Here is a 24,200-nt window from a genome sequence, read left to right on the forward strand (position 1 = left end):
CAGCGCACGCCAAGCGGATCGGTTTTATATGATCACAAGTCCGATGCCAACTCTCCACGAGAGCAAACGGCGTCAGTCGATGACCTCTGTGAGGCATGAGAGCCGCTACACGAGCAGACTTGAGTTGGTGGCGTCACGCCAAATGAAGCAAAGTCGGCTACCAAACAAAGAGTTCCTAGATCCAGGTCATATCCCGACATGGTGCGCGACGGCTGACCGCGACATGGATCCAAAAGAAGCCGCGTCCAGACTGACGCGGCCTTTTTGGTTGGTCTTCCGATCCCGGGGTCACGAAAAGCCCCAGCGGAGCTCAGACGCAGGCTTTCGTCGCAGCGGTTACCGAACTGGGATAACCATGGCACGCCCTTCGGTCATTTGCCTGCTGCCTGAGCCGCATACATGTAGCTGTCGTAGCTATACTCAGCGACGCGGAACCACTCGAAGCTCTCGTCACGGAACTTTTTCCAGCCAGGGTAGATCTTTGCCCATGCCGGGTGTTTCTGCGAATATTCGGCATATAGTTCAAAGGACGCTTTGTAAGCTGCATCCATGACGTCGCGTGGCAGAGGACGCAGCTGTACACCCTTGCCCACCAGGGAACGGATCGCAGCGGTATTCTTGACGTCGTAGAGCGCCTGCATATTGACATTGGCGGCCTTGCACGCCGTGTCGAGCGCCGCCTTGTAGGCGTCCGGGAGGCCGGAATACTGTGCCTGGTTGATGAAGAAGTGGATCGTCAGGCCGCCTTCCCAGTACGCAGGATAGTAATAGTTCTTGGCAATTTGATAGAACCCGAGCTTTTCGTCGTCATAGGGGCCGATCCATTCGGCGGCGTCAATCGTGCCACGCTCAAGAGCCGGATAGATGTCGCCTCCTGGAAGCTGTTGTGGAACGACGCCAAGACGGGACATGACTTCGCCAGCAACCCCGGCGATCCGCATCTTGATACCCTTGAGGTCAGCGACGCTCTTGACCTCCTTGCGGAACCAACCGCCCATCTGAGCGCCCGTTGCGCCGCCGGGAATACCGACCACGCCGTAGTTCGACAGGAATTCATTATACGCCTGGTTGCCGCCTCCGCGGTAAAGCCACGCGTTCTGCTGGCGTCCATTGAGGCCGAACGGAATGGTCGAGCCGATTGCGAAAGTCGGATCCTTGCCGGTAAAATAATAGCCGCAGGTGTGGGCGAGTTCGACAGTGTTTTCCTTGACGGCATCGATCGCCTGAGCACCGGGTACGATCTCGCCGGCCTGGAACACCTGGATCTGGAATTTTCCGTTGGTGATCTTCGAAAGCGCCTCGGACATGACGACTGCGCCGCCATAGATGGTGTCGAGGTTGTTTGGGAAACCCGACGTCAAGCGCCAACGGATCGATGGCATTTCCTGTGCAATGGCAGGCGCTGCAAGCGTCGCACCGGCTGCCGTGGCAGCTCCGGCGATCGCCCCCTTGGTCAAAAAGCCACGGCGGCTTACGTCATTTGGCATATCAGTCCTCCTCGGTTGTTGTTTCCCTGGCCAAGCATAAGGCCAGGGTCGTAGAAGCCGACGTCAATCGGGTCGTCGTCAGGGATTGGTTCCGCTCGCGGGCGGAGCGCCGAAGCTGGGTGTAGGCGAACCGAAGCTTGGCGGCGCAGGCTCGGCACCCGGTGCCGGAGCTCCAAAGCTTGGCGGGGCTGCACCTCCGCTAGATGGTTCCGGCGCCCCGAATGGCTGGGTCGGCGTTCCAAACGGACTGTTTCCGCCCTCGCCAGGCATCGGAACGTTGATCTGAATTGTGTTCGGGTCGACGGCCACCGCTCCCGATTTGTAATGCGTCACCAAGCCCGGGAAGACGATCACGACAATGACCATCACCAGCTGGATTGCGAGATAGGGCAGCGCGCCCATGTAGATCTGGCCGGACGTTATGGGCTGGATCGTTGCCCCGGTGACCCGGTCTTTGTAGGCGCGGCTGGGCGCAACGGAGCGAAGGTAGAAGAGGGAAAACCCGAATGGCGGATGCATGAACGAGGTCTGCATGTTGATCGCCAGCATGACCCCGAACCAGATCAAATCTATCCCGAGGCTGTCGGCCACCGGCGCCAACAGGGGAATGATGATGAAGGCAAGCTCGAAGTAGTCGAGGAAAAACGCCAGGAAGAAGACCAGGAGATTGGCGACAATCAGGAAGCCGATCTCGCCACCTGGCACCGACGTCATCAGGTGCTCGACCCAGATGTGGCCGTTAACACCATAGAAGGTCAGCGAGAATACGCGCGCCCCGAGCAGGATGAAAATCACAAACGACGATAGCTTCACCGTCGCATAAAGTGCGGACTTGATCATCGCCAGATTGAGACGGCGATTGATAGCAGCAAGCGCCAAGGAGCCTACTGCTCCCATGGCGCCGCCTTCAGTCGGCGTCGCCAGACCGATAAAGATCGTGCCAAGCACCAGGAAGATCAGGACAAGCGGCGGAACCAGCGAGATGATCACCTTCTGCAGCAGCTTCCAACCACGCAGCGAGCGTGCTTCGATCGGCAAAGCCGGGACACTCTGTGGCCGAATGAACGACATCAGGATGATGTAGCCCGCATAGGCTGCGACAAGCAGCAGGCCCGGAATAAGCGCACCTTTGTACATGTCGCCGACTGAGCGGCCAAGCTGGTCCGCGAGGATGATCAGCACGAGGCTTGGCGGAATAATCTGGGCCAGCGTTCCGGAAGCCGCGATGGTTCCGGCCGCAACCCGTCGGTCGTACCCGTAACGCATCATGATCGGCAGTGAGATCAGTCCCATGGAAATGACCGAGGCGGCAACGACCCCTGTCGTCGCGGCAAGGATCGCGCCGACGAAGATGACGGCAAAAGCAAGCCCACCCCTGACAGGTCCGAATAGCTGACCGATGGTGTCCAGCAACTCCTCGGCCATGCCGCTTCGCTCCAGGATCAGACCCATGAAGGTGAAGAACGGGATCGCCAGCAGCGTCTCGTTCGACATCTGGCCGAAGATGCGGTCGGGAATGGCGCCGAACAGATTGACGGGTAGAAGCCCCATCTCGATACCGATGAAGCCGAAAACGAAACCGACAAAGGCCAGTGCGAAGGCGACCGGATAGCCTATCAACAGCACGACGATCAGTGAAAGAAACATGATCGGCGCGAGGTTTTCCGCGAAAAATGCAAACATTTGGAGCCTCGGCCTTAGAGGGTATGTGCTTCAGCGTCAGCCAACGCGATCGCGTCCGGTATGTCGCCGCGAAGAATTGCGATCCGCTTGATGAGTTCGGACAGCCCCTGCAGAGCCAGCAGGCCGAATCCGAGCGGAACCATCGCCCACACAGGCCAGAGGAGCAGCCCTCCGGTATTGTTGGAAATCTCGCCACTGAGGAACTTTGACGTCACCCTTGGCCATGACAGGTAGATCGTGATGAGGCAGAACGGGAACAGAAAGAACAGCGTGCCGAGGATCTCGATCCACAATTGAGATCTGCGCGACAGACGCCCGTAGACGAGGTCGACTTTAACATGTTCGTTGTTGAGAAGCGTGTAGCCGGCCGCAATCAGGAACCCCGCCGAGAACAGGTACCACTGAGCCTCAAGCCATGCGTTGGAGCTGAGATTGAACAGTTTTCGCGTTGTGGCGTTCGCCGCACTGATCACTATGGCGAGCAGTATGAGCCACGAAACCGCCTTACCGATGACCGTGTTCGCCGCGTCTATGAAACGCGACAGCGACAGCAAGATGGACATGAAATTTCCTCCCATAGTCCCGATTTCGCGGGAACTAAGAGGCAGTGCTACGTCGCCGGCGAGGAGCGAACAAGAGCGTGGTGAGGTGAAATGAACGAGGCTACCCAGAAGTGGGTAGAGCCGAGGAAACGTCAGTCGGCGACAAGCCATTTTCCATTACATATCGGATCAGTCCGGCCGTCGTCGCGATCCCGAGCTTTTTCTTTATGTTCTTGCGGTGAGTTTCAACAGTCGCGGCTGAAATGGCCAGGACATCCGCGATATCACGATTGCTGCTTCCGGCGGCGATCTTGATCAGCACGTCCCGCTCCCGCGCTGTCAGACCGTCGGAACCCTCGGTGCCCTTGCGTGAAAGAAGCGCTTCGGAAACCCCTGACGAGAAATATCTGCCACCGGCTGCGACGGCTTCAATCGCAGCGACGATCTCCTCCGTCGGAACATCCTTCAGGATATATCCTGCGGCCCCCCTCAAGACCGATGCTGATATATACTCCCGGTTTTCATGCATGGAGAGCATCAGAATCCGGGTCTCGGGAACCGCCGCCTTGAATAGGTCGATGGCCTCGATGCCGTTCAATTGCGGCATGTTGATATCCATCAGGACGACGTGCGGCAAGGTCCGCCGGGCCTCGTCCAGGCCTGTGCTGGCCTGAATGGCCGTTGCCACCACTTCGATGTGGCCGTAGGTTTCGAGCAGCGCCTTTAGCCCCTCGAGTACGAGCGGGTGGTTGTCCACGAGAAGGACCCTGATCCGATCCGATATCATCAAGCCGCCACCCGTTTATCTTCCGGTCGATTGGCGGATTTCGGAAGCATAGCGGTCAAAGTTGTCCCATCCGCCGAGGATCTGACCAGTAATATGCCTCCAAAATGGGACATGCGCTCCTGCATATTCCTCAGGCCCAAGCCGCCACTCTTGGGCTGAACGCCGGCTGAACTCCCGTCGAAACCGCCCCCATTGTCGGAAATGCTCATCCGTACGCGTTGGCGTTCCCGCCAAAGCCGAACGGTCACCCGAGTGGCGCCCGCGTGTCTTTCGATATTGGTCAAAGCTTCCTGTGCTATTCTGTAAAGCGCGGTATTTGCTCCGGCCTTCAAAGCGTCGGGCCCTTCCGCCTCCACGCTAACCTCGATACCGGTCCTCTCGCCGAAATTCTGCGCCAGAGATTTCAGCGCCGGCGTCAGTCCCAGATCGTCCAGCACCCTTGGCCGCAATTCATGCGAAAGGCGTCTTACCTCCTTGATCGCCTGGGTCAGAGCCTCGGCTCCACGATCAATCGCGGCAGACGCATCATCTGCGTTACCTTTCGCTTTTCGGCTGGCGAGGTCGATTGCGTATCGAACGCCGACAAGGCTCTGTGAAATGCCGTCATGCAGCTCCCGCGCAAGCCTTGCCCGCTCTTCTTCCTGAGCATCGATGACCCGCTGGGTAAGGGCGGTGAGCTTGTCATCGGCGAGGCGGCGCTCATGAAGGGTGATCCACAGGCAGGTTGCGAAGACCAGGAGGACGGCCGGTACCGCAATCAGAGCGACAATCGTGAATGTCCCCCTGATGTTCCTCCGCGTGTCGGCATTCGCGGCGGCGGTCTGCGCATAAACATCATCAAGATATACGCCCGTGCCGACCATCCACTTCCACTTCTCGAGACCGACAGCGAACGAGAGTTTATCGGCCATTTCGCCGCTTGACGGTTTTTGCCACTTGTACTGATGCAATCCCCCGCCTTCCTTTGCCTTGGCAATGAGATTGGCGATCACCTTGTCTCCGTCAGGATCGGTGAGATCGAGCCAATTGTGCCCTGGACGGAAGGTCTGGCGCGGATGGACAACATTGTTGCCGTCATAATCGTAGACGAAGAAATAACCGTCGGTTCCGTAGTCCAGCGCGGTCAGGATCGATCTGACCCTTTCCTTGGCGGCCTCGTCCTGTTGTCCGGCATCCGCATAAATTCCCTGAATTGCAGAAATCGCCAGATTCGTAAGGTTAAGAAGCTCGGTTTCTTTCGCCTTCAGCATGTTGCGCTCGAACGTGTCGATACTGCTCTGGGCAAGCCTTGTGGATTGCCAGGTGATAAACGCCGTGACGGTGAGGATCGCGACGATGAGTGGTACGATTGCCAAAGCCACGATTTGATGACGCAGGTGCAAGGTTGGCCCCCCGGCGAAGCATTGATGTCGAATGCAGGACGCCGGGCGATTGGAGATTATTTGGCCGTCGACGCTTGCTCCCAAGCATTATCAGGGTCATCCGCTTGCACCAACGCAAAACGGCGACATCGGCCTCACATCCTCTCCATGACGCCAGACCAACAGCTTGCGGGGCTCCGGTAACTGTCTTGCGCGCAAGTGAAATCCCTCATTGTCGCCATCGATCCAGTCATCCGTCTTTCCCTGCCCCATAGTTCATAGCGACTGCAACTGCCGATTACGGCCATTTCGCCTTCGCGGCCGGGGACGTGTGGATGCTCCGGCCGCCACCAAACGTCAGAAACGTTGATGCATGGCGCTACCAACGGCGACCCGTGGTGGACGTGGTGTGGTCGATGCGTCTGGCTCCTCGACCAGACCTGAGGCGAGACGGGCATTTGAAATCTAACTCCAGGTTGATCGAGCCTGGCCGCCTGCTGACAGCGTCACTTTCGGTTGACAACCGCTGGGCACATTTATCATGTTCACCGAAACACGCGAAAGGGAACATTGATGAACATCAGCAAACGTTTCATGTCGGTCGGCGCCATTGTGGGGGTGCTCGCTCTCGGTGCCAGCTTCGCAAGCGCGCAGGTACCGGCCTTTTTTAGGATCGGTACGGGCGGGACTGCTGGAACCTACTACCCAATCGGGGGATTGATCGCCAACGCAATTTCAGGCGCCGGCGACAAGGGTGTTGCCGGCCTCGTTTCCACAGCTGTTGCGTCGAACGGATCCGTGGCGAACATCAACGCGATCCAGGGCGGATCAATGGAATCCGGGTTCACCCAATCGGATGTCGCTTACTGGGCGCACAGTGGTACAGGCCTCTATGAAGGAAAGGGCAAAGTCGAGGACCTTCGCCTGATCGCCACGCTGTATCCGGAAACGATCCATCTTGTTGCGCGCAAGGATGCGGGCATCAAATCAGTTGCAGACCTTAAGGGCAAGCGCGTTTCCATCGATGAACCAGGCTCGGGGACGATCGTCGACGCTCGTATCGTGCTCGGTGCCTACGGGTTAAAGGAAAGCGATATCAAAGCCGAGCACCTCAAGCCTGGCCCGGCCGGCGACCGCCTGCGTGACGGGGGACTGGATGCCTACTTCTTTGTTGGTGGTTATCCGACCGGGGCCATCTCCGAACTGGCCACCTCCAGCGGCATCTCGCTCATCCCGATCAATGGTCCGGAAGTTGACAAGCTGATCAAGGACTACACCTTCTTTTCGAAGGATACTGTCCCGGCCAACACCTACAAGGATGTTGCCGAAACGCCTACGATCTCGGTTGCGGCACAATGGGTCACCAGCGCGAAGCAGTCGGACGAGCTGGTCTACAAGATCACAAAAGTCATGTGGAACGGTGCAACGCGCGCTGCGCTCGATGCTGGACATGCGAAGGGAAAGATGATCACTCTTCAAAATGCAACGACCAGCCTGGGCATTCCACTCCATCCGGGCGCGGAGAAATTTTACAAGGAAGCCGGCGTCCTGAAATAGACAGGCGCTGAGCGTGTGATTGGTGATGCGGTGGCAGGCTGAGGCAGGCCGCCGCATCAACTGTTTAGAAGCGATGCCAAGGATTTCCCACATGAGCGACGACACTGCCGGCAAGACCTCTCCGATGGAGCTTGACGAAGCAAGGGCGCGCGAGCTCGAAGAGCAGTTCGACGCCGAAATTCGCTTCCGTCCGCTGGCACCGCTTGCTGCGCGGTTGGTCGGGGCGCTGCTGATCGCGTTGTCCCTCTTTCACTATTACACCGCCGGGTTCGGCCTTCTGTCGGAGGTGCTGCATCGCGGTATCCACCTGTCGTTCGTCCTTGGCTTGATATTTCTTGTATTTCCTTTCTCAAAGCGCGGTTATGGCGAGCCGGTGCCGTCGACTGTGTTGCGGCCGCTCGGCATTTCGCTCTTCGATTGGGCGCTGACGATCGGTGCGGTCATCGCTGTCATGCACGTGCCGTTCATTCCGCTCGATGACCTCGCCTTTCGTGTTGGCAACCCGACTACGACGGATGTCGTGCTGGGTGGCATGCTGGTGCTGGTCCTTCTCGAAGCAACACGCCGCTCGGTGGGCTGGCCTTTGCCGATCATCGCTGTCCTGTTCATGGTCTACTCTCTGTACGGGCCGTCCATGCCAGGAATTCTGGTTCATCCCGGCGCGACCTTCTCGCAGTTGATCAATCACCTCTACCTGACCAGCCAGGGCATCTACGGCATCGCGCTCGGCGTCGTCGCGACCTACGTCTTCCATTTCGTACTGTTCGGGGTGTTTGCGACACGTATCGGGCTCGGCCAGCTTTTTCTCGATTGTGCGGCATGGGTTGCTGGTCGCTACGCCGGCGGCCCGGCCAAGATATCGATTTTCGGATCGGCACTGTTCGGCATGATATCCGGCTCGTCCGTCGCCAATACTGTGACTGTCGGTTCACTGACGATCCCGGCGATGATCCGGCTCGGCTACAAGCGTACATTTGCAGCGGCCGTCGAATCCGCATCGTCCACCGGTGGCCAGATCACCCCGCCGATCATGGGCGCCGCGGCATTCCTGATGATCGAGTTCCTCAATCTCCCCTACACGACGATCATCCTGGCGGCGATCGTGCCGGCCTTCATGCATTTCTTCGGTGTTCTGGTTCAGGTTCACTTCGAGGCGAAGCGGGAGGGTCTTCGCGGCATGACCGACGACGAAATGCCGGATCTGAAGGAAGCCTTGAAGCGCGACTGGCCGACGGTGATCCCGCTCGTCGTGCTGATCGGCATCCTGCTCTCCGGCTACACGCCTTACCTCGCTGCATTCTGGGGCATCACGCTTTGCATCGCCGTTGGCCTCATCAATCCGCGCCGGCGCATGTCTGTGACGGACGTGCTCGAGGGCCTTCGGGACGGTGCAAAATATGCGCTCGCGGTGGGCGCGGCCGCAGCAACGGTTGGCATTATCGTGGGGGTCGTGACATTGACCGGCGTCGGCTTCAAGATTTCCTACATCGTCACCACGACGGCGGCGGAAATGGCCACCTGGGTCGGTACGATGGTTCCAGAAGCCTGGTTCGGGCCGCAGACACTGACATTATTATTCACCCTCATCATGACCGGTGTGGTCTGCATTCTGATGGGCTGCGGCATTCCAACGACTGCCAATTACATTATCATGGCAACGATTGCCGCCCCGACACTTGGCATGCTGGGTGTCGAGCCGATCGTCGCGCATTTCTTCGTCTTCTATTACGGGGTGCTTGCCGACATCACACCTCCCGTAGCGCTCGCGGCCTATGCTGCGGCCGGCATGGCCGGCGCCGATCCCTTCAAGACAGGCAACACCGCATTTCGCCTGGGTTTGGGAAAGGTGCTCGTACCGTTCGTGTTTGTGTTCTCGCCATCCCTTCTGCTCGTGACCGCCAACTTCTCCTGGAGCAACTTCACGATCGCCTTCGTCGGGTGCGTCTTGGGCATTACATGCCTCGGCTCCGCCCTTTCCGGCTTCTTGCTTGTCAGAACCGTCTGGTGGGAAAGAACACTCCTGATTTTAGCCGCGATCCTGTTGGTGGTCCCCGAACTTGTGTCGTCCCTGGTGGGGCTGTTTTTGGTCGTGCCTGTCTTGGTTCGGCAACTCACTGTGGTCAGCCGTGCGCACGCTTAGCCACGGCCCGAATCCTATGACCTTCCGGGGCCGGCGTCACCATCAACGTGATCGCAATTGCCGGTGGTCTGGGTTTGCGATCAACATCGCATAAAGTTGAACTCGCGCCTCCTTAAAATGCATCATTCTATGATATAAGATGGAGTACGGTAGACCGATCTGGAAGCCTGAGCCGGTGACCGCCACCATGGAAAGGATACGGATATGGCTGGTCGTGTTGCGATCGCATTGAAAGCGGCCGCGCGAGGCATCGAGGATGCTTTTGGCTGGCTTGTTCTGTGGTGGCCCTTGGTACTGTCTGCCTACTCGTCGGGGCGATGAGTGTCGCTGTCTTCAGCCAAAGCGGCGAGACCTTTGGCGTCAGGTTTGCTGCAGGGCTCGTGACGATCATTTTCTACTTTGTGGCTATCTTCGGGAGCCTCCTCAGCGCCATCTTCTTTGCAGGGGTGACCTGGAAGCTCTCACAAGGTCCCGGTGCCCATCGATGGCCGAAACAACGCTCGAGCGTGAACTTCGACACGATCTTCTGGCTGCTTGGGAGTATCATCACCGGCTTGTGGCTTGCTCCCCTCACGCTGGCCACTGCCCATATCCCGGTTGTCAGGGATCAGATGCTGCCCTTCTGACCAAACCCATCTCCGAGTTCGCGCCCGACGCTATTCTATCTCACCCAGACCGCGCAGTTTCGACAGCGACTCGACCAGCAACGGCTGATTGGCCAACAAGCCTTCGACATGGATTCTTGCGAGCTCCTCAAGGAGGCCCTCCCCCCTAGGCGTTAACCCGATCAAGACACTCCGCCTGTCATTTTCGGAGGGTATTCGGTTTGCGAGACCAGCCAACGAGAGGCGGTCGACAAGCTGTACTGCACCGTGAGGGTGCATCAACATCTGCTCTGACAGCTCTCTCATCATAATGCGCCCGCCCGCCGCCGTCTTGATCACCAGCATTGCCTGGTATTGCTGAGACGTGACCTCGGCCTCCGCGAGTGCTGCTTCGCTGAGCGCCAGGAAACGGCGCATTGCGAGCCGGAACCCGGCGAGCGCGCCGTAGAGCCCCGGGGGCAGTTCCTTTTTGAAGTCCACTTCTTCTGTAGCCGGCATCCAAAAAACCTTTTATTGAATCACGCCATGATATATTGTTTGGGTGTCCGCGTTGGGAGGACGGTTCGCGTGCGCGCGGCGGATGTACTCGGCATGGTCCGCCTCGGGCACGAAGTCCGCCGTTGCGCGCGCGAATCATAGGTCGTCTTAACGGCAAGAGTAAGGGGGGGCTTTTGAAAGTGGCAAGAGTTTCAGCTGGATACGGGGTGGAACCACTGCCTGAACTCAAGGCGGGCAGGCTTGAGGTGAGTTGTATCGCCCCGCTGTTCGGGCTCTCCGACACTGAATTCGACCGCTACGTCAACATCGGACTTATAACAATCGCGCCCATCAACGATTTGGCCTCAGGTGAAATAGCGGCATCGTTCACTGTCCAATTTGGCAATAAGGCCTTGACCGTGGCGCTTCATGAGAACCAACCCACTGGATACACGATGCGTTACCTGCGTGGGAAAAACTCTGTTGCACTTTCTTGCAGGTAACGCCGGCGGAGACGGGGACAAGTCGGCTAACTTTGCCCGATGATGTCCGACCTGCCTCAACCATGAGAACGGATGGGTTAAACCCCGATGTGAGACCGGCAAGAGAGGAGGTTGCGGTGGCAATTCCGGAACTCAACGAGGTCGAGAGGCAACTGCTTGGAGTGATCGGCCGCGGACATCGAGATCGCCGATTACAAGTTTTCCACCGCGGAGAGATCTACCGCACCGCTCCGTTTACCTGGGCCGAGCTGTCTGCTCACGTCAGAGGTGCCGATGACGCAATTGCCGATGCCGTCGCAGCTCTTGTCGCGGCCGGTGTTGTTGACAGCGTAAGGCAGCCAACCCGCCTTTTTCGCTGGATACGAAGGACCAAGCCTGCGACCTTCTTCTTTATTACCCAGAAAGGGAAGCGATGGTTGGCGCAAATCGAGCAGGTCATGGTCATTGAACAGATTTAGGAACTGATCTACCGTGTCAGGCGAGGCCGGAGGACGTTAAATCACCATCTCGTCAAAGCGAGGCATCTTCATCGACTGTCATGAAATGCATGACACGGACAAGATTGCCTTGCATCAGCTCCAGGACGTGATCAGTTTCCAGCCAAAACAACGCTCTTACGATCTCCTCCTGCGTGAAGTTCGCCTTAGCTAGGGCGACTGTCACCTGGTGCAGGTTGACAGGTGCGACGGGCGTCGCGTGGACAGATCGGAGATAGTTTATGACCGCCGCTCTGGTTTCTTCGCGTCGATTCATCAGTTACACCTCCTTGTCCTTTCGCCCTGCCCCTCAACAGGCTGCACCTACTTTCGCTAGCGTGGCCGGTCCGGCAACCTCGCGCCGCGACCGGGAAACGTTAGGCTTTTCGCGGGGTTTGGATAAAAGCGCGGACCAACAATTCGAACGCGTTTGCCTGTCACGTCGGTAATATACGTGGCCTCTTTGGCCTTCAGCGCAGGCGGTATCTGCAGGTGGTTTGGCGCTGCAGCCTCCGCGCTGCCCGCCCATATCAGCATCAAGGCAAGAACCGGCCGGGGCGCACCGCCTATCCGCCCGGTCCACATACCAACACTGTTTGAAATGTAAAACTGTAAGGCCGCGTTCAACAAGCTTCGTCACTCCTGATGAAGATGCAAATGCCTCATTCGTTCACTGCTCGGATCTGATCGAGGGCCGGGTGCTTAGCCTTGACGCCAGGGTAGACCCTCATCTCGTTCGTGAGATCTAGCACCACCCTCTTCGGCCGTTGCCCTTCACGGTGCATGAGAAAAATAACCACGCACCGACCCTTCCCCGATGTGACCGACAAAACCTGGCCGGGGGTCTGATCCAACACGCTCTTGGCGGTGTCGGCACAGTTCGAGGTTTCTCCCCCAACGGCAAATGAGAGAGTTACGGTCGAAAACACAGCGGCAAGGAAACTAGCCTGCACGAAGGTGCGTGCGGGGGATGATGTTGACATAAATACGCCCCACTAATGCACCGTGCCTTCAATCTGAATCTTATCGTGGTCCAGCAATGCCTCGCATACTTCCTGGACCATGACGCGGGTGGCCTCGATGACGGGCGGAGAAAGAGCTTCACCAAGACGAGCAGCGTGGCCAATCCTCAACAGGCCCTGCAACTCGGATGCGTTCTCGATGAGGCGGCCCATCCTCTTTTGCAGATCAACCGGCAACCCCGAGGCATTGAGCTGTTCCTGATCCAGAAGCCCGCGTTCCCTCAGTATTCGCTCAAGCAGCAGCGTCAACTTTGCAACTTCAGCAATATCCTTCATCTGCACCCTCCCCGGCTTATTTTGATTGTTAACTGCCCACCCGCGATTCTTTATTGACCGCTCACTTTAATATATCATGACGTGATAAACATTAAAAGACAGAGGCGGACACAGGAGTGTTATCGCACCGTGAGGGAGGCATGCGAGCTCGATTTCCAGCATTTCGAGTGATCACCCTGAGACGTTACCGCGTGATCGGGAGCCGCCAGAAAAAGACCAGACCCTAAACCAGAAATCAGGCGCGCTTGAGTTCAGCTGCATTTTGCCGCTGCCGTAAGCGCAGCTGTTAGGCCCGCAAGTGCATACCTATAATTCGTCCGCGTACCTCGTTTCGAGGTCGCGCTCACCGTCATCGAGCTGCCAGCTTTCATCGCCTCAACCAGTGCAGCGTCATCGCTCGCGTTCTTCGTCCAAGCGGAATTCCCTTTCGGCGTCAGCGAAAAATTCCTGCCATCGACAGACACCGTTATCTCTGAGCCGCCGAGAATGTCATAACCCATGACGGCTTGCGGATAGTAGCTCCCGGCCCGCGGGTCTGGGGCCACCAGGATATAGTTGTTGCCGTGGTCAACATTCGCCGGCTGAGCCCGCAGTGGCGCGGAGAGTGCATAGCAGTGTTTCGCACCATCTGTTGAATACGAATAGAGACCCCAAGCCCCAAACGTTTTGACCATCGTCGGCGCCGAACCGGGCCGCGCATTAGCCAATGCCGGACCCATTGCAGCAAGGGCAATAGCGGCGAGGGCGAACGATTTGCGGGACATCTCGTCTCCATGGCTAGATTGAATACGGAGGCTAGGGCCAAGTTGGCCGCGCAAGCCGCTCCTTTATAGTCGGGCGCCGCAGTGGGACTGTCGCGGGACCAAACCAAAAACGGCGTGACGCGTAGCGTACCTTGTGGCATTGGAATGAAGTGGAAGCACTTTGGAGTCCCCGGCGGGGCTCGCCAAAAATCATGCGAACGTCCGAGCATTCGAAAAGTTGTGAACTGATACACGTACCAAACAAAATATGTCTGCGGGGCACAATGCGGCCAGGAAGATCCCTGTTGGCCCGCCCGAAATCATTTCAGGCGGGCCTCGCTCGACTGGACATCTCATCACATCCAGACGAAGGCTAGCTGTCCGTCACACCCGAGGGGACTGTTTGCGGAAGCTCTTTCAGTTCTATCAGCTGTTCCGCGCAGCTATTTGCCGCATTGATGACGGGGCCATCGATCCCGGGGACTTTTGTCCACCCGCCCTCCTTGATGAAATTCTCACGTTCCCAAGACGAGATGGCTTTGAGGGCCTGCAAGTTTTGCTCGGCATCGCTCGCGCTTATGAAGTCGTGGACGCACATGCCGGCAACCAGATCGGCCCGCGCATCCCGCGCTGCGACCATGTTCATCTCTCGCACGCGCGCCGATGTCGTCCAGCCTCCCCATGTGAAGCCAACGATCATCGTTAATACCGATGCGCCGACCAGCGACCAAAGCCATAGGGTTTTGGACGGACGAAACGAAGACCGACCACCACCTCCGATACCTTGCATAGCTTTCTCCTCACTTCTTTATCATGACATGATATAAAAATGACCTTTCAGAGCAACCTTGGCAGAGATCACAAAGTCTTGATCGCGCGTCATCGACTTCAACCTCTTCCTCCGCCCTGAAGCAGCCAAAAGTGAATCCAGAGCTCGATCCGGTATATGAGGTAGGATTATGAAGATTCTCGCCCATTTTCTGCCAGTCATACAGCTTGCGACTACGCGGATGACGGTCACCTTGTGAAAGATCAACTTGCCAGATGCTCCGGATCTGTTACCGAGGAATGTCCGATGGATGCTTTTTCCTCTTGATCAGTTGAGAAATCTTTGTTCGGCGACGCCAGAGCTTGAACACGTCATTGTGATTGGGTGGCGAGAGATGCTTCTTTTCGCCTAATTTTCATGGGCTTCCGGACGGCTCACATCGCTTGTCAGGCCCCTCGTTAAACCAATGACCGAGTGGATTTCGCATTTCCGCTTTGTCACGCGCGAAAAATCTGACTACCTTTCCATTCCGGGAAGGGGCACTTCATGAGAACAATAATCTGGGAACCTCCAGTTTTCGTCTGCGGGATGGCTATTCACGGGCCGTTCGAGGCATATGATTTCATGGCTTCGCGAACTGGTCACGACGTGCGGTGGCCCAAGGTAAAGGGCTCGCAGTTCGCCAAGGCCCAGACGGCTATGCTCGCCGCCATGGATGGCCGCGTGTCGATCGAAGACGCCAGAGCGTGCTTCGGTCTGGCACTGAAGGAGGCGCAACTCACGCAATAAACTGGAGCAAAATCTGAAGACAAGGGGGTAAAAAATGGAGACCGCGCTGTGGGGCCCGTGTGTCTACTATCGGACCGATGAGAATGTCGTGCACTCTGTGGGAGGCGTTGACGAAGCGCTGGTCGCGCTTTTCGATCGGTGGCCAGTGAGAACCGGAAATTTCCGCCTTATAGCAATGGACGCCTGCTATGCCGTGCTAGCTGGCCGAGAAAAACCCGAGGCGGCTCGGTTGGCATTTGTCGCTGCAGCGATCGAAGCGGGCGCGTTAATCGATCACCGACCTGAACGGTCTGCCGATCAGCTTGGCGTTTCCGAGCTACTCGGAAAGGCACCCGCGGCGACCGTTTCTATCGAGGCCCCCCTTTCAACCGCTCTCGATTTTGCAAGTGACTAGAGACGATGCTTCAGAATCATTCTCAGTCAGCGTCCATTCTCGATCCCGAGGATTTGGAAATGCTCCAAAAGGTATTCGATCAACTGTGCGAGCGACGGCGCTTGGAGAAGGGAAGCGCGGGAGCCACCCGGATTGCACGGGATCTGATCGATCTGTTTCAACATGGAATAAGAGGGGAGCGTCAGTTGCTCATGATGTTGTCGGGCACCAAGACATTTCCCTAGTTAACCGTTCCGGTTACCACGAAGGCAGATGGCGACGTACCTGCGCAAGCAACATATATCGCCTCGAGATGAACGGAAGCACAGGGAAGAGGAAAGCGCCTTGGGGAACCGTACGCATCCGGCGCCAGCCACCCACGTTCACTGGTTAAAAGCATTCTATTGCAATGGCCTACAGTCCCTTGAGATCTCACGACTTCTATGGCCCAGTTCTTTACTGTCCCAGCACAGGGTGTGACTTTCGCTGAGCTGCCCGACGACCCTGCACTCGATCAGGTCGGCCTAATTCCAAGAAGGAGCCCTCAACCATCGCGCCTAAGTGAACACGCCAAAAGAAAACATCCGCCGAAGCGGGCAATTTTGAGATGGGCCAAAGTGGAACGAAGAGCCAGGGTTAAGGGTACGCCCCTCGGACATTCTGGGACCTTGGTCCTCGTTCCGCACATCCAACGGCTGAACAACACGTCCCGCGTACGTGAGCTGTTACCCGAGATTAGCTCCCGTCCGTAGCGAACCAAAACGATCTTGCGGCGCAGATCTCCTCAATCGGAACCAACTGGCGCACGACCTTCTCATGACGTTACGAGGGCATTTCCCCGCAGAAGGTGTTTGTCGCCCACTGAACACGCTTTCGCGACAACCTTCTTCAGATGCGTCACTTCCTTCCATTGCGTTGCATCTGATCCAAACCTACGTAGGAGCGATGAAGACAATCATCAGCCACAATGTGCCGAGGCCGCGATGGGTTGGCTGATCGGCGGCGCGATAGTTTTGATAACCTTCTTGTTTTCGCGCAGAGCTGGCGCGGTTGTGGTCGCTTTGCTCGCCGTTGCCTGGGTGGGATTTTGGCTCGCTACGGATCGCAAAAGCGAGCAGGAGCCCTCGAACCAGTCTGTCTCCATCTCAGCGAACTCCGACCCGAGGTTGTGTCCGAATCCAGAGATGCCGGTTTCGGTCCGGATCACCAACCGTGCGGACAAGACCCTTCAGGCTGTCTCATTCAGCCTAGTTGCCAGGCAACGCAATTCGATCATCTACAGGGCGTCCCATACGAGTGACGAAGTCATCGCACCGGGAGATTTCTTCTCGACGTGCTACGGACTAAACCCTCTTTCCTTTGCGATCCGCACTGTCCGCTATGACCCGCGAGAATTGAATTGGGCAGGCGAAACTTCCCTCACCCGGTTTGCGAGTCCTAAGCCGCACTGAGCGGATTGATACTGCGACAGTTGAGCATGTCGCAGCCGCGGCGCAACTTGCCTGTGCGGCCACGAAGTCGCTGAGCCGATCGGCCTGCGGCTAGCCGGAACATGTCGCATGGCCATGGGTCAGAAAAAAATGCGCGCGCTTAGTCTTGGGAAGATTTCCGCTGCGCTCCGGAGCCCGTGGCAGATTCGTCGAGCGTCTGGCGGGCCTGATGAGCCTTTCGATGCCCCTCACCGCCGCCCATCTGAAGCACTTTCGCCAAGGCGGCTTCGTCGAGACCCGGCGAGATGGGCAACGCGTGTTGTACCGCCTTGCGGAAGGCCCTATCCTTCTGCTTGACGCAAGCGGCCGTCAGCGGGTTCTCGGACGGGTCGTTTTCCCGACGAAACGCCATCGGGAGGTCGCAAGGCTTAAACCTTTTGATCCGGTTGCCAGGGTGTTTCAAAACCGTAAAATCTAACTGCGATACTTTGAATACGGGGGCTCGGTCCAACAAGACGACCGGGCCTTACGTTTTGCCCTAACGATAGTTTGCGACGAGCACATCCGTCGCTGCATTCCATGCGTTGTCATACATATCGACCATACACAGTCCCCCATGCGTCAGACGTGAAGCAAGTTCGGCTCCACGGAGCGAGTGAAAGGGATCGAGATGGAAAATCTGCAGCCATATTTTCTCAATTTTCCGCAGTTCGCCATTACATGGGGAATCTTCTTTGGAGCGGGCTTGGTGACCTTCTTCTTCTCGCTATGGCGTAACAGTTCGGACTTTTCACTCAGGGAGATGTTCGAGCACTGCGTTCCTTTCAATGTACTCACATCGAAAAGTTTCCATATGGATGTCATCATCTATGTCTGGAGAAAGTTGACAGACTTCCTCTTCGTCGCTCCAGGCCTCGCGGCCACCGCGTTGATTTCCAGCGCGATCGACTTTGGCCTGCGATCCGTCTTTTCCGATTTTTCGCCGCTCGGCATAAATTACCTGGTCACGGTCTCATGCACGATCCTGATGCTGATCGCCGCCGAGTTCGCCGATTATCTGGTGCACTACCTCGAACACAAGGTGCCCGCCTTATGGGAACTGCACAAGGTCCACCATTCCGCCGATTTCCTCAATCCGCTGACATCCAGGCGCGGCCACTCCCTCCCGCTGGTATATGGCGGCATGGTAGCGGGCGTGATCACCGGCATGGTTGCCGGGATATTCATGTTCCTGTTCGGCATCAGCCTGATAGAGGCCGTTGCGCTACGGGCCGTTGCAAGCAAGATATTCACCCTCTGGACGCTCGACCCCCTCAAGCATTCGCATCTTCCAATCAGTCTCGGATGGTTCGACCACTTCCTGATCAGCCCCCACATGCACCAGATTCACCACAGCAAGGTCGAGCGTCATTGGGACAAGAATTTCGGAACCAATCTTTCGATCTTCGACTGGATGTTTGGAACCGGCTACAAGCCCGAAAAAGGAGAGAAGGCGATATTCGGTATCTCCGGCTACAGCGATGCCTCGTTGCAGAAATTCAATACGATCAAGGGCGCCTATCTGGACCCGATGCTGAGGAGCTGGAAGGCGATCGTCACGCTGGTGCGCCCTGGTGTTGGTGCCAAGCCAAGCGCCGAGCGAGATCCGCCGACTTTCGTCGAAAAGCAGAGAAGGACCGAGCAAGGCGCCCAGGCGGGAAACTCGACTGCGACTTCCCTCGGCACGGCATCTCCTTCGGTGGCATCAAATACCGGGCCGATTGGCTGATGGGTGCCGGCAGCAACAGGTATCGCGGATGAGTTTGGAACCGATCGGGATATTTACGTTCGTTCTGGGTATCTACTGTCTGTTTGCGGGCTACCATGCCAGCATCGTCGTTTTCATCGGCCTATCCGTTTTCGGCGCTGCTGCCGCGATCCTGATGGGATCTGCAAACATCCAGCCGGCGCACCTCTTCCTCGCATTCCTTGCCCTTAGCGTCCTGACCTACCGAAACAAGTTTGGCATCGCGGTCAAGGCGCTGTCCTTTCCGAGGCCAGGGTTCTGGTTGGCCTGTCTGCTGATCTACGGAACGGTGCTGGGTTTTTTTGCGCCGCGCCTGCTCGCCCGCATGACAGACATCATTCCACTCGGCGTCACCGAATATCCGTCCACCGGGGGCACCGTCCCTTTGGGGCCGGTCTCCAGCAATTTTACCCAGGCGGTCTATGTTTCCGCAGATCTTCTTGCCTATGTACTCATCCTGGCAATCGGATCCACTCTTGCCGGCTTCCGGGCGATCACCGTCGGCGTTCTGGTGTTCGCCGGAGCGAATGCCTTCTTTGCTCTCCTCGACCTCGTGACCTATGGCACGGGAGCGCAGGATCTCTTTCTTTATATCCGCAACGCCCAATACACATTTCACGACGATGACGTCGTAGCCGGTGTCAAACGTATCGTCGGCTCATGGCCGGAGGCGTCGGCATTCGCCGGCATCAGTCTCGCCTCCGTCGGATTTACGGGCACGCTGTGGCTCTGCGGACGCGACCTGAGGTGGAGCGGGGCACTTTTTCTCGTCACGACACTGCTGGTAATACGGTCCACGTCTTCGGCAGGACTGTTGGCTTTGCCGCTGTGCTTCCTGATCCTGTATATCACAGCTTTCTTCCGCTGCGGCGGACGGTCTGGAACCCGGAACAGCTCGGCGATCGTTCTGTTCGCGCCGCCCCTGATTTGCCTCGTCGCGTTGGCGATAGCCCTCAACGACGAGCTCTTCCGACAGCTCTACAACTATTTCGACCTGCTTATCTTCAGCAAATCCACCTCCCCTTCCGCGGTCGAACGCGGCTCCTGGAATACCTACGGGTACCAGAATTTTCTCGATTCCTATGGTCTCGGCGTTGGCCTCGGCACCTCCCGCACATCAAGCTTTCTGTTCGCCCTGCTTTCGAACGTCGGGATACCGGGAACGATCATGTTTACGCTCTTTGCGATTTCGGCATTTTCCAAACGGCGCGGGACGCCCCGTACCGTCACCTCGGATGTCCGCCTTGCCGCGCGCAACGGCTGCGCCTGCCTGATGATCGGCGCCATGATTGCAGGGCCGACAGTCGATCTCGGCCTTGTGTTCTTCATCTTGGCTGGCCTTTCGAGCGCTGAACCGGAGCACGAAGCCATGGCGGTTCCCTCGCCCCCGTTACATACCGGTGAAGATGAATTCACGACACGCCCAAAGCCTTTCCGTCAGGCGTAAACCCGGAAATAATCGACCCGCATATGGGTGATCGTGTCGGCGGGTAAGAGCGGTTGCGGATAGGGGACATCCGAACGCAGGGCAAGCGTGAGGACTGGCCAGAACACGTCCTGATTGGTGTCGAGTTCAGCGGAGCGGGTGATCGTCCAGATCGCCGGCATTCCAGTCTTGGTATCGATGATAGGCTGTCGTTCGAAATAGATCGTGCATTCCGTATCGGTGACGAGCACCCCGTATCGGCAGTAACCGGCTGTCATATCGATCGGGGTCGGCACACCGGTTCCTTCGTGATGCTCACCGGGCTGCCCCCACTCGTGCAGATAGGCACCGTAGAGCGTGGGTTCCCAGCCCTTATGCTCGACGACATCGATTTCGATGCTCGTCTGCGGAGACAGGACGCTGCGGCCGTTCATCATCCAGAAAGCCGGCCAGCTCAGCGGGTGTCTCGGAAACAGCATCCGGGCCTCGAAATAACCGCGCCGCCAACCCTTCAAGATCGTGCCGTCGCGCCTCGCCGTCTGAATGTTGCCCGATATCCATTGGAACTCGGCCAGTCCATTGCCGTAATAATGCGGGACCTCCATCGGCCGGCCGATGTATTTTGCGGCCACCTCCAATGCCTTTCCATCGCTTGCGTTCGGGTCGTCGACAATCGAATAGGGATTGAAACCCTCTTCGCCGCTGTCTCTGGCGAAGGCCGAACGGCCGTAAAAGCCCGGATCGGAAGTGGTCGGCTTCGGCCCGGCGTTCCATGTCGACCAATCGAGCGCGGTGAACTTGTCCTCGAATATCACGGTCCGTCCGCTTGTTGGATCCTCCAGGGGAGCGGAAGCCTTCGATCGCCAGGCGAGACCGCCGACGAGACCGGCCGAGGCCAGCGAGCCTATGGCGAATGAGCGGCGGGACAGCAATCTCGTCATGATACACCTCACGTCACTTTCATCCGGCTGGTCCAGGCACCTACGCCGCTGCCGCGCTCCGCAACGCGTTGGCATGCACCTCGACCACCCGCTCCGGGCTGTAACAGTCAATGAACTCCTGCCGGAAGCCGGCATGGGCCTGCTCGGCGCGCAGATTGTCGCAATAATAAACCATCGCGTTCACGAGCTCCTCGCGACGATCCACCGGCACAAGCAGGCCCAGCCTGCTATCGACGAGAATGTCGCTCGGGCCGAATTCACAATCGGTCGCGATGACCGGCAAACCGAACCGCAACGCCTCGCATATGGCGAGCGACCAGCCCTCCCAGCGTGATGTGGAGACATAGACGTCGCTTGCCGCCAGTGCGGGCTGAGGATTGTCGGGATGATGCTCCAGGCTGACCGCATTGCCGAGGCCGTGGCGGTCGATCTCGGCGCGCAGGGCCGCCTCCCCGTTGCCAAAACCGACGATTTTCAGCAGGACGTTGCTGCGTTTCTTCCGCAGTTCGGAAAACGCGGCAAGCAGAATGTCCTGGCCTTTCTGAAACGAGAAGCGGCCGACATTGACGAAAGTCACGGTGTCGTCGGCGCGGGCGTGGTCGGCATGGGAGAGGTCGAATTTTCGAACCGGGTTGGGCACCCAGTAGTGCGGCCGCTTGCTCTTGAACATCGCATTGAATGACTTGAGCTGCCGCGGCGAGGTTCCGAAAACCGACGCTATCTTCGGCAGGAAAAGCGTCTTCATCAACAGGAAAAGTACCTTGGCCTTGATGTGACTGCACTCCAGCTTGGGATTGCCGTGGAGATGGACCGCAAACCGCCGCCGAATGCCGATGCAGGAGGCCATGCAGATCACCGTCGGCTCGATCTGCGGCACGACGATCAGGTCATAATCCTTGGCTCCGATGACGTTGCGGAAGTTGCGCATCAGCTCGATCCGGCTCGAAGCCACCCGATCGATAATGGTGTACTTCCTGTCTTCCGTGGGGCGGTTCTTGTGAACCGCGGTGTAGAGCACGTCCACTTCGAAGTCGTTTCCATACTGATCGATCAGGCCGGAACAGATCGTATCCACGACCCTCTCGATACCGGCGAAAGCCCCCGTACCCGGTTGGACGTAGAGTATCTTCAAAGGTGTATGGCCACTAAGTCTTTCGGCGTAGGGCATGGTTGCTGTTTGCATACAACTACCTCTTTGAATTTTTCACCAGACATTGTACAGTAAAGAACAACCTCCCATAAAAAACGTCGGAAACATCCCTGCTGGAGCGACAAGTCAAACCGCGGCAACAAGCAAGAAAATCTCTCGCCGCCAGCTCAATAAGATTGAGCTATTGTCGAACAAATTGCAACAGTAAAGGTTTCCTGGATGTCAGTCATTGAATTAAATGGGATACCGGGAGAGACTGTACTTCCACTGTCGCGCTGCGACATCTGCATTGTCGGCTCAGGACCGGCCGGCACGACACTTGCCCAGGAATTGTCGAACACCAACCTTTGCGTCACACTTCTGGAAAGCGGCGGCATGGCCCGTGATCCGCGGGCGGATGCGCTTGACGAGATCGACAATGTCGGGCGTGCGCGTGCGAGCGATCAATGGTCTGTTCGCAATCGGGTCGTTGGCGGCAGCTCCCATACGTGGGGTGGACGTTGCGGCCCGTTCGACCCCATCGACTATGAGGAGCGGCCTTGGGTTCCCCATTCCGGCTGGCCGATCGACGGCGCAGACCTCGAACCCTATCTGGCGCGCACCACCACCCATCTCGGCCTGGCTCTCGGCAGCGGCTATAACGATGAGCGGTTCTGGTCTATTGCCGGTCGCGAGCGGCCGACGCCCGATCTCGATCCGGATGTTCTGATACCTTTCTTCTGGCAATTCAGCCGCGACGCTGAAGAGGCTTACCCTTACGAATATATGCGCTTCGGTCGCCACCTGGCCAGGCGGATCGGCCCTAACGTGACACTCGTCACCGGGGCGACGGTGCAGAGCGTCCAGGTATCGGAATCGGGAGGCGCCGTTCGCAGCGTACGATTTGCGACTGCCGACGGCAGCCAGGCTGTCCTGACCGCTTCCGTCGTGGTCCTGTGCTGCGGAGGCATCGAAAACCCACGCACGCTTTTGAACTCCAACGAGACAAAACCTCAGGGCGTGGGAAACGACCATGATCAGGTTGGACGCTACCTCATGGATCATTTACGGGGTTCGGTGGCGACATTTTCCCTGGCTGGCTCCGATGCGCTTCAAAGACGCTTTGGCCGATACAATGTCAGCCGCCATTTCTTTCGCGCCGGATTTCGGCTGAGCCCGGATATTCAACGACGCGAAGAGCTGCTCAACTGCGCCGGCTGGCTGGGCGAGGTGCTGGCTGAGGATGACCCTTGGGATGCCTTGCGGCGGATAGCGGGGCGCGCTCCGAAGCTGCCGCAGGACATATTCAGTATCATTGCGAACAGCAATTTGCTCGTCAGGGGATTGAAAGACTTTTTAGGCGCGAAGAACGGCGTACCGCGCAAGCTGACCGAACTCAACCTGCAATGCATGTGCGAGCAGGTGCCCAATCCCGATAGCCGCGTGACCTTGTCGGAACGACGCGATCGCCTGGGCATGCGGCTACCACGCGTGGATTGGCGCAGCCATAGCGCCGAGTCCCGCACCATGCGCAGAACGGCGGAATTGGCTGTCCAGGAACTGCCGAAAGCCGGCCTGCCTGCGCCGAAGCTCGAGGAATGGGTCAAGGACGGCGCCGAAATTCCCCCAACATTCGTCGATGTTGCCCATCCGACTGGAACGACGCGTATGTCCGTGGATCCCGGCCGCGGCGTCGTTGATGCCAATTGCGAAGTACATGGTGTCAGCGGTCTCTTCGTTCTTGGCAGCTCGATTTTCCCGACGGCCGGGCATTGCAATCCGACGCAGATGATCGTCGGACTGGCTGTCCGCCTCGCTGATCACCTCAAGATGGAGCACCAATATCGACAGCCAGTCCCGGTGGCGGCCCATGCCAGATTTGCCTGAGGCCAGGCCCG

General features: G+C 57.8%; 24 protein-coding genes. 11 read left to right on the top strand and 13 right to left on the bottom strand.

Annotated elements, in window-relative coordinates:
• Window positions 1-371: 371 nt before the first annotated feature.
• The 5 genes from ABCW43_RS21640 to mctS all read right to left on the bottom strand — a co-directional run bounded on the left by ABCW43_RS21640 (window position 372) and on the right by mctS (window position 5,881).
• A complete protein-coding gene (locus tag ABCW43_RS21640; RefSeq protein ID WP_345928264.1) occupies window positions 372-1,487 on the bottom strand; it encodes a TRAP transporter substrate-binding protein in 1,116 nt (371 codons plus the stop codon).
• Window positions 1,488-1,565: 78 nt separating this feature from the next.
• A complete protein-coding gene (locus ABCW43_RS21645) occupies window positions 1,566-3,170 on the bottom strand; it encodes a TRAP transporter large permease (RefSeq protein ID WP_345928266.1) in 1,605 nt (534 codons plus the stop codon).
• A gap of 14 nt (window positions 3,171-3,184) precedes the next feature.
• On the bottom strand, window positions 3,185-3,733 hold the full coding sequence (locus ABCW43_RS21650; RefSeq protein ID WP_345928268.1) for a TRAP transporter small permease subunit: 549 nt from the start codon (window positions 3,731-3,733) through the stop codon (window positions 3,185-3,187).
• A gap of 100 nt (window positions 3,734-3,833) precedes the next feature.
• Window positions 3,834-4,499 (bottom strand): two-component system response regulator MctR, encoded by a 666-nt coding sequence (mctR, locus tag ABCW43_RS21655; protein WP_345928270.1) that lies wholly within the window; start codon window positions 4,497-4,499, stop codon window positions 3,834-3,836.
• A complete protein-coding gene (gene mctS / locus ABCW43_RS21660; protein WP_345928273.1) occupies window positions 4,499-5,881 on the bottom strand; it encodes a two-component system sensor histidine kinase MctS in 1,383 nt (460 codons plus the stop codon). The genes mctR and mctS overlap by 1 nt, the downstream gene beginning before the upstream one ends.
• A 552-nt stretch (window positions 5,882-6,433) precedes the next feature.
• On the opposite strand from mctS, the gene ABCW43_RS21665 reads away from it, so the two are divergent.
• From ABCW43_RS21665 to ABCW43_RS21675, 3 genes are all read left to right on the top strand, one after another.
• Window positions 6,434-7,417: a TAXI family TRAP transporter solute-binding subunit gene (locus ABCW43_RS21665; protein ID WP_345928275.1), complete on the top strand. Its 984-nt coding sequence runs from the start codon at window positions 6,434-6,436 to the stop codon at window positions 7,415-7,417.
• 91 nt (window positions 7,418-7,508) lie between these two features.
• Window positions 7,509-9,557 (top strand): TRAP transporter permease, encoded by a 2,049-nt coding sequence (locus ABCW43_RS21670; protein WP_345928277.1) that lies wholly within the window; start codon window positions 7,509-7,511, stop codon window positions 9,555-9,557.
• Window positions 9,558-9,874: 317 nt separating this feature from the next.
• Complete coding sequence (locus ABCW43_RS21675) at window positions 9,875-10,183, top strand: hypothetical protein (protein WP_345928279.1); 309 nt, start codon at window positions 9,875-9,877, stop codon at window positions 10,181-10,183.
• A gap of 30 nt (window positions 10,184-10,213) precedes the next feature.
• Here ABCW43_RS21675 and ABCW43_RS21680 read toward each other — a convergent pair whose 3' ends face one another.
• Complete coding sequence (locus tag ABCW43_RS21680; RefSeq protein WP_345928281.1) at window positions 10,214-10,660, bottom strand: MarR family winged helix-turn-helix transcriptional regulator; 447 nt, start codon at window positions 10,658-10,660, stop codon at window positions 10,214-10,216.
• Between the two features lie 173 nt (window positions 10,661-10,833).
• On the opposite strand from ABCW43_RS21680, the gene ABCW43_RS21685 reads away from it, so the two are divergent.
• Window positions 10,834-11,142, top strand: coding sequence for a hypothetical protein (locus tag ABCW43_RS21685; protein WP_345928283.1), 309 nt, complete (start codon window positions 10,834-10,836; stop codon window positions 11,140-11,142).
• Between the two features lie 116 nt (window positions 11,143-11,258).
• A complete protein-coding gene (locus tag ABCW43_RS21690) occupies window positions 11,259-11,600 on the top strand; it encodes a hypothetical protein (protein ID WP_345928285.1) in 342 nt (113 codons plus the stop codon).
• Window positions 11,601-11,652: 52 nt separating this feature from the next.
• Here ABCW43_RS21690 and ABCW43_RS21695 read toward each other — a convergent pair whose 3' ends face one another.
• From ABCW43_RS21695 to ABCW43_RS21710, 4 genes are all read right to left on the bottom strand, one after another.
• A complete protein-coding gene (locus tag ABCW43_RS21695; RefSeq protein ID WP_345928287.1) occupies window positions 11,653-11,895 on the bottom strand; it encodes a hypothetical protein in 243 nt (80 codons plus the stop codon).
• A 718-nt stretch (window positions 11,896-12,613) separates the two neighbouring features.
• The gene (locus ABCW43_RS21700; protein ID WP_345928289.1) at window positions 12,614-12,916 is read right to left on the bottom strand and encodes a hypothetical protein; all 303 of its coding nucleotides are present in this window, start codon (window positions 12,914-12,916) and stop codon (window positions 12,614-12,616) included.
• Between the two features lie 251 nt (window positions 12,917-13,167).
• Window positions 13,168-13,680, bottom strand: coding sequence for an invasion associated locus B family protein (locus tag ABCW43_RS21705; protein WP_345928291.1), 513 nt, complete (start codon window positions 13,678-13,680; stop codon window positions 13,168-13,170).
• A gap of 352 nt (window positions 13,681-14,032) precedes the next feature.
• Window positions 14,033-14,449 carry a hypothetical protein gene (locus ABCW43_RS21710; RefSeq protein WP_345928293.1) on the bottom strand — a complete coding sequence of 139 codons (417 nt, stop codon included), beginning with the start codon at window positions 14,447-14,449 and terminating at the stop codon, window positions 14,033-14,035.
• A 567-nt stretch (window positions 14,450-15,016) separates the two neighbouring features.
• On the opposite strand from ABCW43_RS21710, the gene ABCW43_RS21715 reads away from it, so the two are divergent.
• The 3 genes from ABCW43_RS21715 (at window position 15,017) to ABCW43_RS21720 (ending at window position 17,041) form a co-directional block, all read left to right on the top strand.
• Window positions 15,017-15,217: a DUF982 domain-containing protein gene (locus tag ABCW43_RS21715; protein ID WP_345928755.1), complete on the top strand. Its 201-nt coding sequence runs from the start codon at window positions 15,017-15,019 to the stop codon at window positions 15,215-15,217.
• A gap of 34 nt (window positions 15,218-15,251) precedes the next feature.
• The gene (locus ABCW43_RS28865) at window positions 15,252-15,611 is read left to right on the top strand and encodes a DUF982 domain-containing protein (protein ID WP_445738987.1); all 360 of its coding nucleotides are present in this window, start codon (window positions 15,252-15,254) and stop codon (window positions 15,609-15,611) included.
• A 962-nt stretch (window positions 15,612-16,573) separates the two neighbouring features.
• On the top strand, window positions 16,574-17,041 hold the full coding sequence (locus tag ABCW43_RS21720; RefSeq protein WP_345928295.1) for a hypothetical protein: 468 nt from the start codon (window positions 16,574-16,576) through the stop codon (window positions 17,039-17,041).
• 139 nt (window positions 17,042-17,180) lie between these two features.
• Here ABCW43_RS21720 and ABCW43_RS21725 read toward each other — a convergent pair whose 3' ends face one another.
• A complete protein-coding gene (locus ABCW43_RS21725; RefSeq protein ID WP_345928296.1) occupies window positions 17,181-17,432 on the bottom strand; it encodes a hypothetical protein in 252 nt (83 codons plus the stop codon).
• A gap of 258 nt (window positions 17,433-17,690) precedes the next feature.
• On the opposite strand from ABCW43_RS21725, the gene ABCW43_RS21730 reads away from it, so the two are divergent.
• Complete coding sequence (locus ABCW43_RS21730) at window positions 17,691-18,788, top strand: sterol desaturase family protein (protein ID WP_345928297.1); 1,098 nt, start codon at window positions 17,691-17,693, stop codon at window positions 18,786-18,788.
• A gap of 28 nt (window positions 18,789-18,816) precedes the next feature.
• Window positions 18,817-20,253, top strand: a complete 1,437-nt coding sequence (locus tag ABCW43_RS21735; protein WP_345928756.1) for a hypothetical protein — start codon at window positions 18,817-18,819, stop codon at window positions 20,251-20,253.
• Here the strand turns inward: ABCW43_RS21735 and ABCW43_RS21740 are convergent.
• Together ABCW43_RS21740 and ABCW43_RS21745 are read right to left on the bottom strand one after the other, a co-directional pair.
• The gene (locus ABCW43_RS21740) at window positions 20,244-21,173 is read right to left on the bottom strand and encodes a glycoside hydrolase family 16 protein (protein WP_345928299.1); all 930 of its coding nucleotides are present in this window, start codon (window positions 21,171-21,173) and stop codon (window positions 20,244-20,246) included. The two genes, ABCW43_RS21735 and ABCW43_RS21740, sit on opposite strands and share 10 nt — an antisense overlap.
• 40 nt (window positions 21,174-21,213) lie before the next feature.
• On the bottom strand, window positions 21,214-22,356 hold the full coding sequence (locus ABCW43_RS21745) for a glycosyltransferase (protein ID WP_345928301.1): 1,143 nt from the start codon (window positions 22,354-22,356) through the stop codon (window positions 21,214-21,216).
• Between the two features lie 342 nt (window positions 22,357-22,698).
• On the opposite strand from ABCW43_RS21745, the gene ABCW43_RS21750 reads away from it, so the two are divergent.
• Window positions 22,699-24,189: a GMC oxidoreductase gene (locus ABCW43_RS21750; RefSeq protein WP_345928303.1), complete on the top strand. Its 1,491-nt coding sequence runs from the start codon at window positions 22,699-22,701 to the stop codon at window positions 24,187-24,189.
• Window positions 24,190-24,200: the final 11 nt, after the last annotated feature.

It is taken from the genome of Neorhizobium tunisiense, from assembly GCF_039631515.1.
GTDB lineage: Bacteria > Pseudomonadota > Alphaproteobacteria > Rhizobiales > Rhizobiaceae > Neorhizobium.

Coding starts and splice junctions, on each gene's coding strand:
- ABCW43_RS21730 (WP_345928297.1), top strand. CDS start 17,691: ATGGAAAATCTGCAGCCATATTTTCTCAATTTTCCGCAGTTCGCCATT.
- ABCW43_RS21665 (WP_345928275.1), top strand. CDS start 6,434: ATGAACATCAGCAAACGTTTCATGTCGGTCGGCGCCATTGTGGGGGTG.
- ABCW43_RS21725 (WP_345928296.1), bottom strand. CDS start 17,432: ATGGCGTTTCGTCGGGAAAACGACCCGTCCGAGAACCCGCTGACGGCC.
- ABCW43_RS21700 (WP_345928289.1), bottom strand. CDS start 12,916: ATGAAGGATATTGCTGAAGTTGCAAAGTTGACGCTGCTGCTTGAGCGA.
- ABCW43_RS21705 (WP_345928291.1), bottom strand. CDS start 13,680: ATGTCCCGCAAATCGTTCGCCCTCGCCGCTATTGCCCTTGCTGCAATG.
- ABCW43_RS21645 (WP_345928266.1), bottom strand. CDS start 3,170: ATGTTTGCATTTTTCGCGGAAAACCTCGCGCCGATCATGTTTCTTTCA.
- ABCW43_RS21640 (WP_345928264.1), bottom strand. CDS start 1,487: ATGCCAAATGACGTAAGCCGCCGTGGCTTTTTGACCAAGGGGGCGATC.
- ABCW43_RS21670 (WP_345928277.1), top strand. CDS start 7,509: ATGAGCGACGACACTGCCGGCAAGACCTCTCCGATGGAGCTTGACGAA.
- ABCW43_RS28865 (WP_445738987.1), top strand. CDS start 15,252: ATGGAGACCGCGCTGTGGGGCCCGTGTGTCTACTATCGGACCGATGAG.
- mctR (WP_345928270.1), bottom strand. CDS start 4,499: ATGATATCGGATCGGATCAGGGTCCTTCTCGTGGACAACCACCCGCTC.
- ABCW43_RS21745 (WP_345928301.1), bottom strand. CDS start 22,356: ATGCAAACAGCAACCATGCCCTACGCCGAAAGACTTAGTGGCCATACA.
- ABCW43_RS21680 (WP_345928281.1), bottom strand. CDS start 10,660: ATGCCGGCTACAGAAGAAGTGGACTTCAAAAAGGAACTGCCCCCGGGG.
- ABCW43_RS21675 (WP_345928279.1), top strand. CDS start 9,875: ATGAGTGTCGCTGTCTTCAGCCAAAGCGGCGAGACCTTTGGCGTCAGG.
- ABCW43_RS21710 (WP_345928293.1), bottom strand. CDS start 14,449: ATGCAAGGTATCGGAGGTGGTGGTCGGTCTTCGTTTCGTCCGTCCAAA.
- ABCW43_RS21695 (WP_345928287.1), bottom strand. CDS start 11,895: ATGAATCGACGCGAAGAAACCAGAGCGGCGGTCATAAACTATCTCCGA.
- ABCW43_RS21740 (WP_345928299.1), bottom strand. CDS start 21,173: ATGACGAGATTGCTGTCCCGCCGCTCATTCGCCATAGGCTCGCTGGCC.
- ABCW43_RS21650 (WP_345928268.1), bottom strand. CDS start 3,733: ATGTCCATCTTGCTGTCGCTGTCGCGTTTCATAGACGCGGCGAACACG.
- ABCW43_RS21720 (WP_345928295.1), top strand. CDS start 16,574: ATGGGTTGGCTGATCGGCGGCGCGATAGTTTTGATAACCTTCTTGTTT.
- ABCW43_RS21735 (WP_345928756.1), top strand. CDS start 18,817: ATGAGTTTGGAACCGATCGGGATATTTACGTTCGTTCTGGGTATCTAC.
- ABCW43_RS21715 (WP_345928755.1), top strand. CDS start 15,017: ATGGCTATTCACGGGCCGTTCGAGGCATATGATTTCATGGCTTCGCGA.
- ABCW43_RS21750 (WP_345928303.1), top strand. CDS start 22,699: ATGGCCCGTGATCCGCGGGCGGATGCGCTTGACGAGATCGACAATGTC.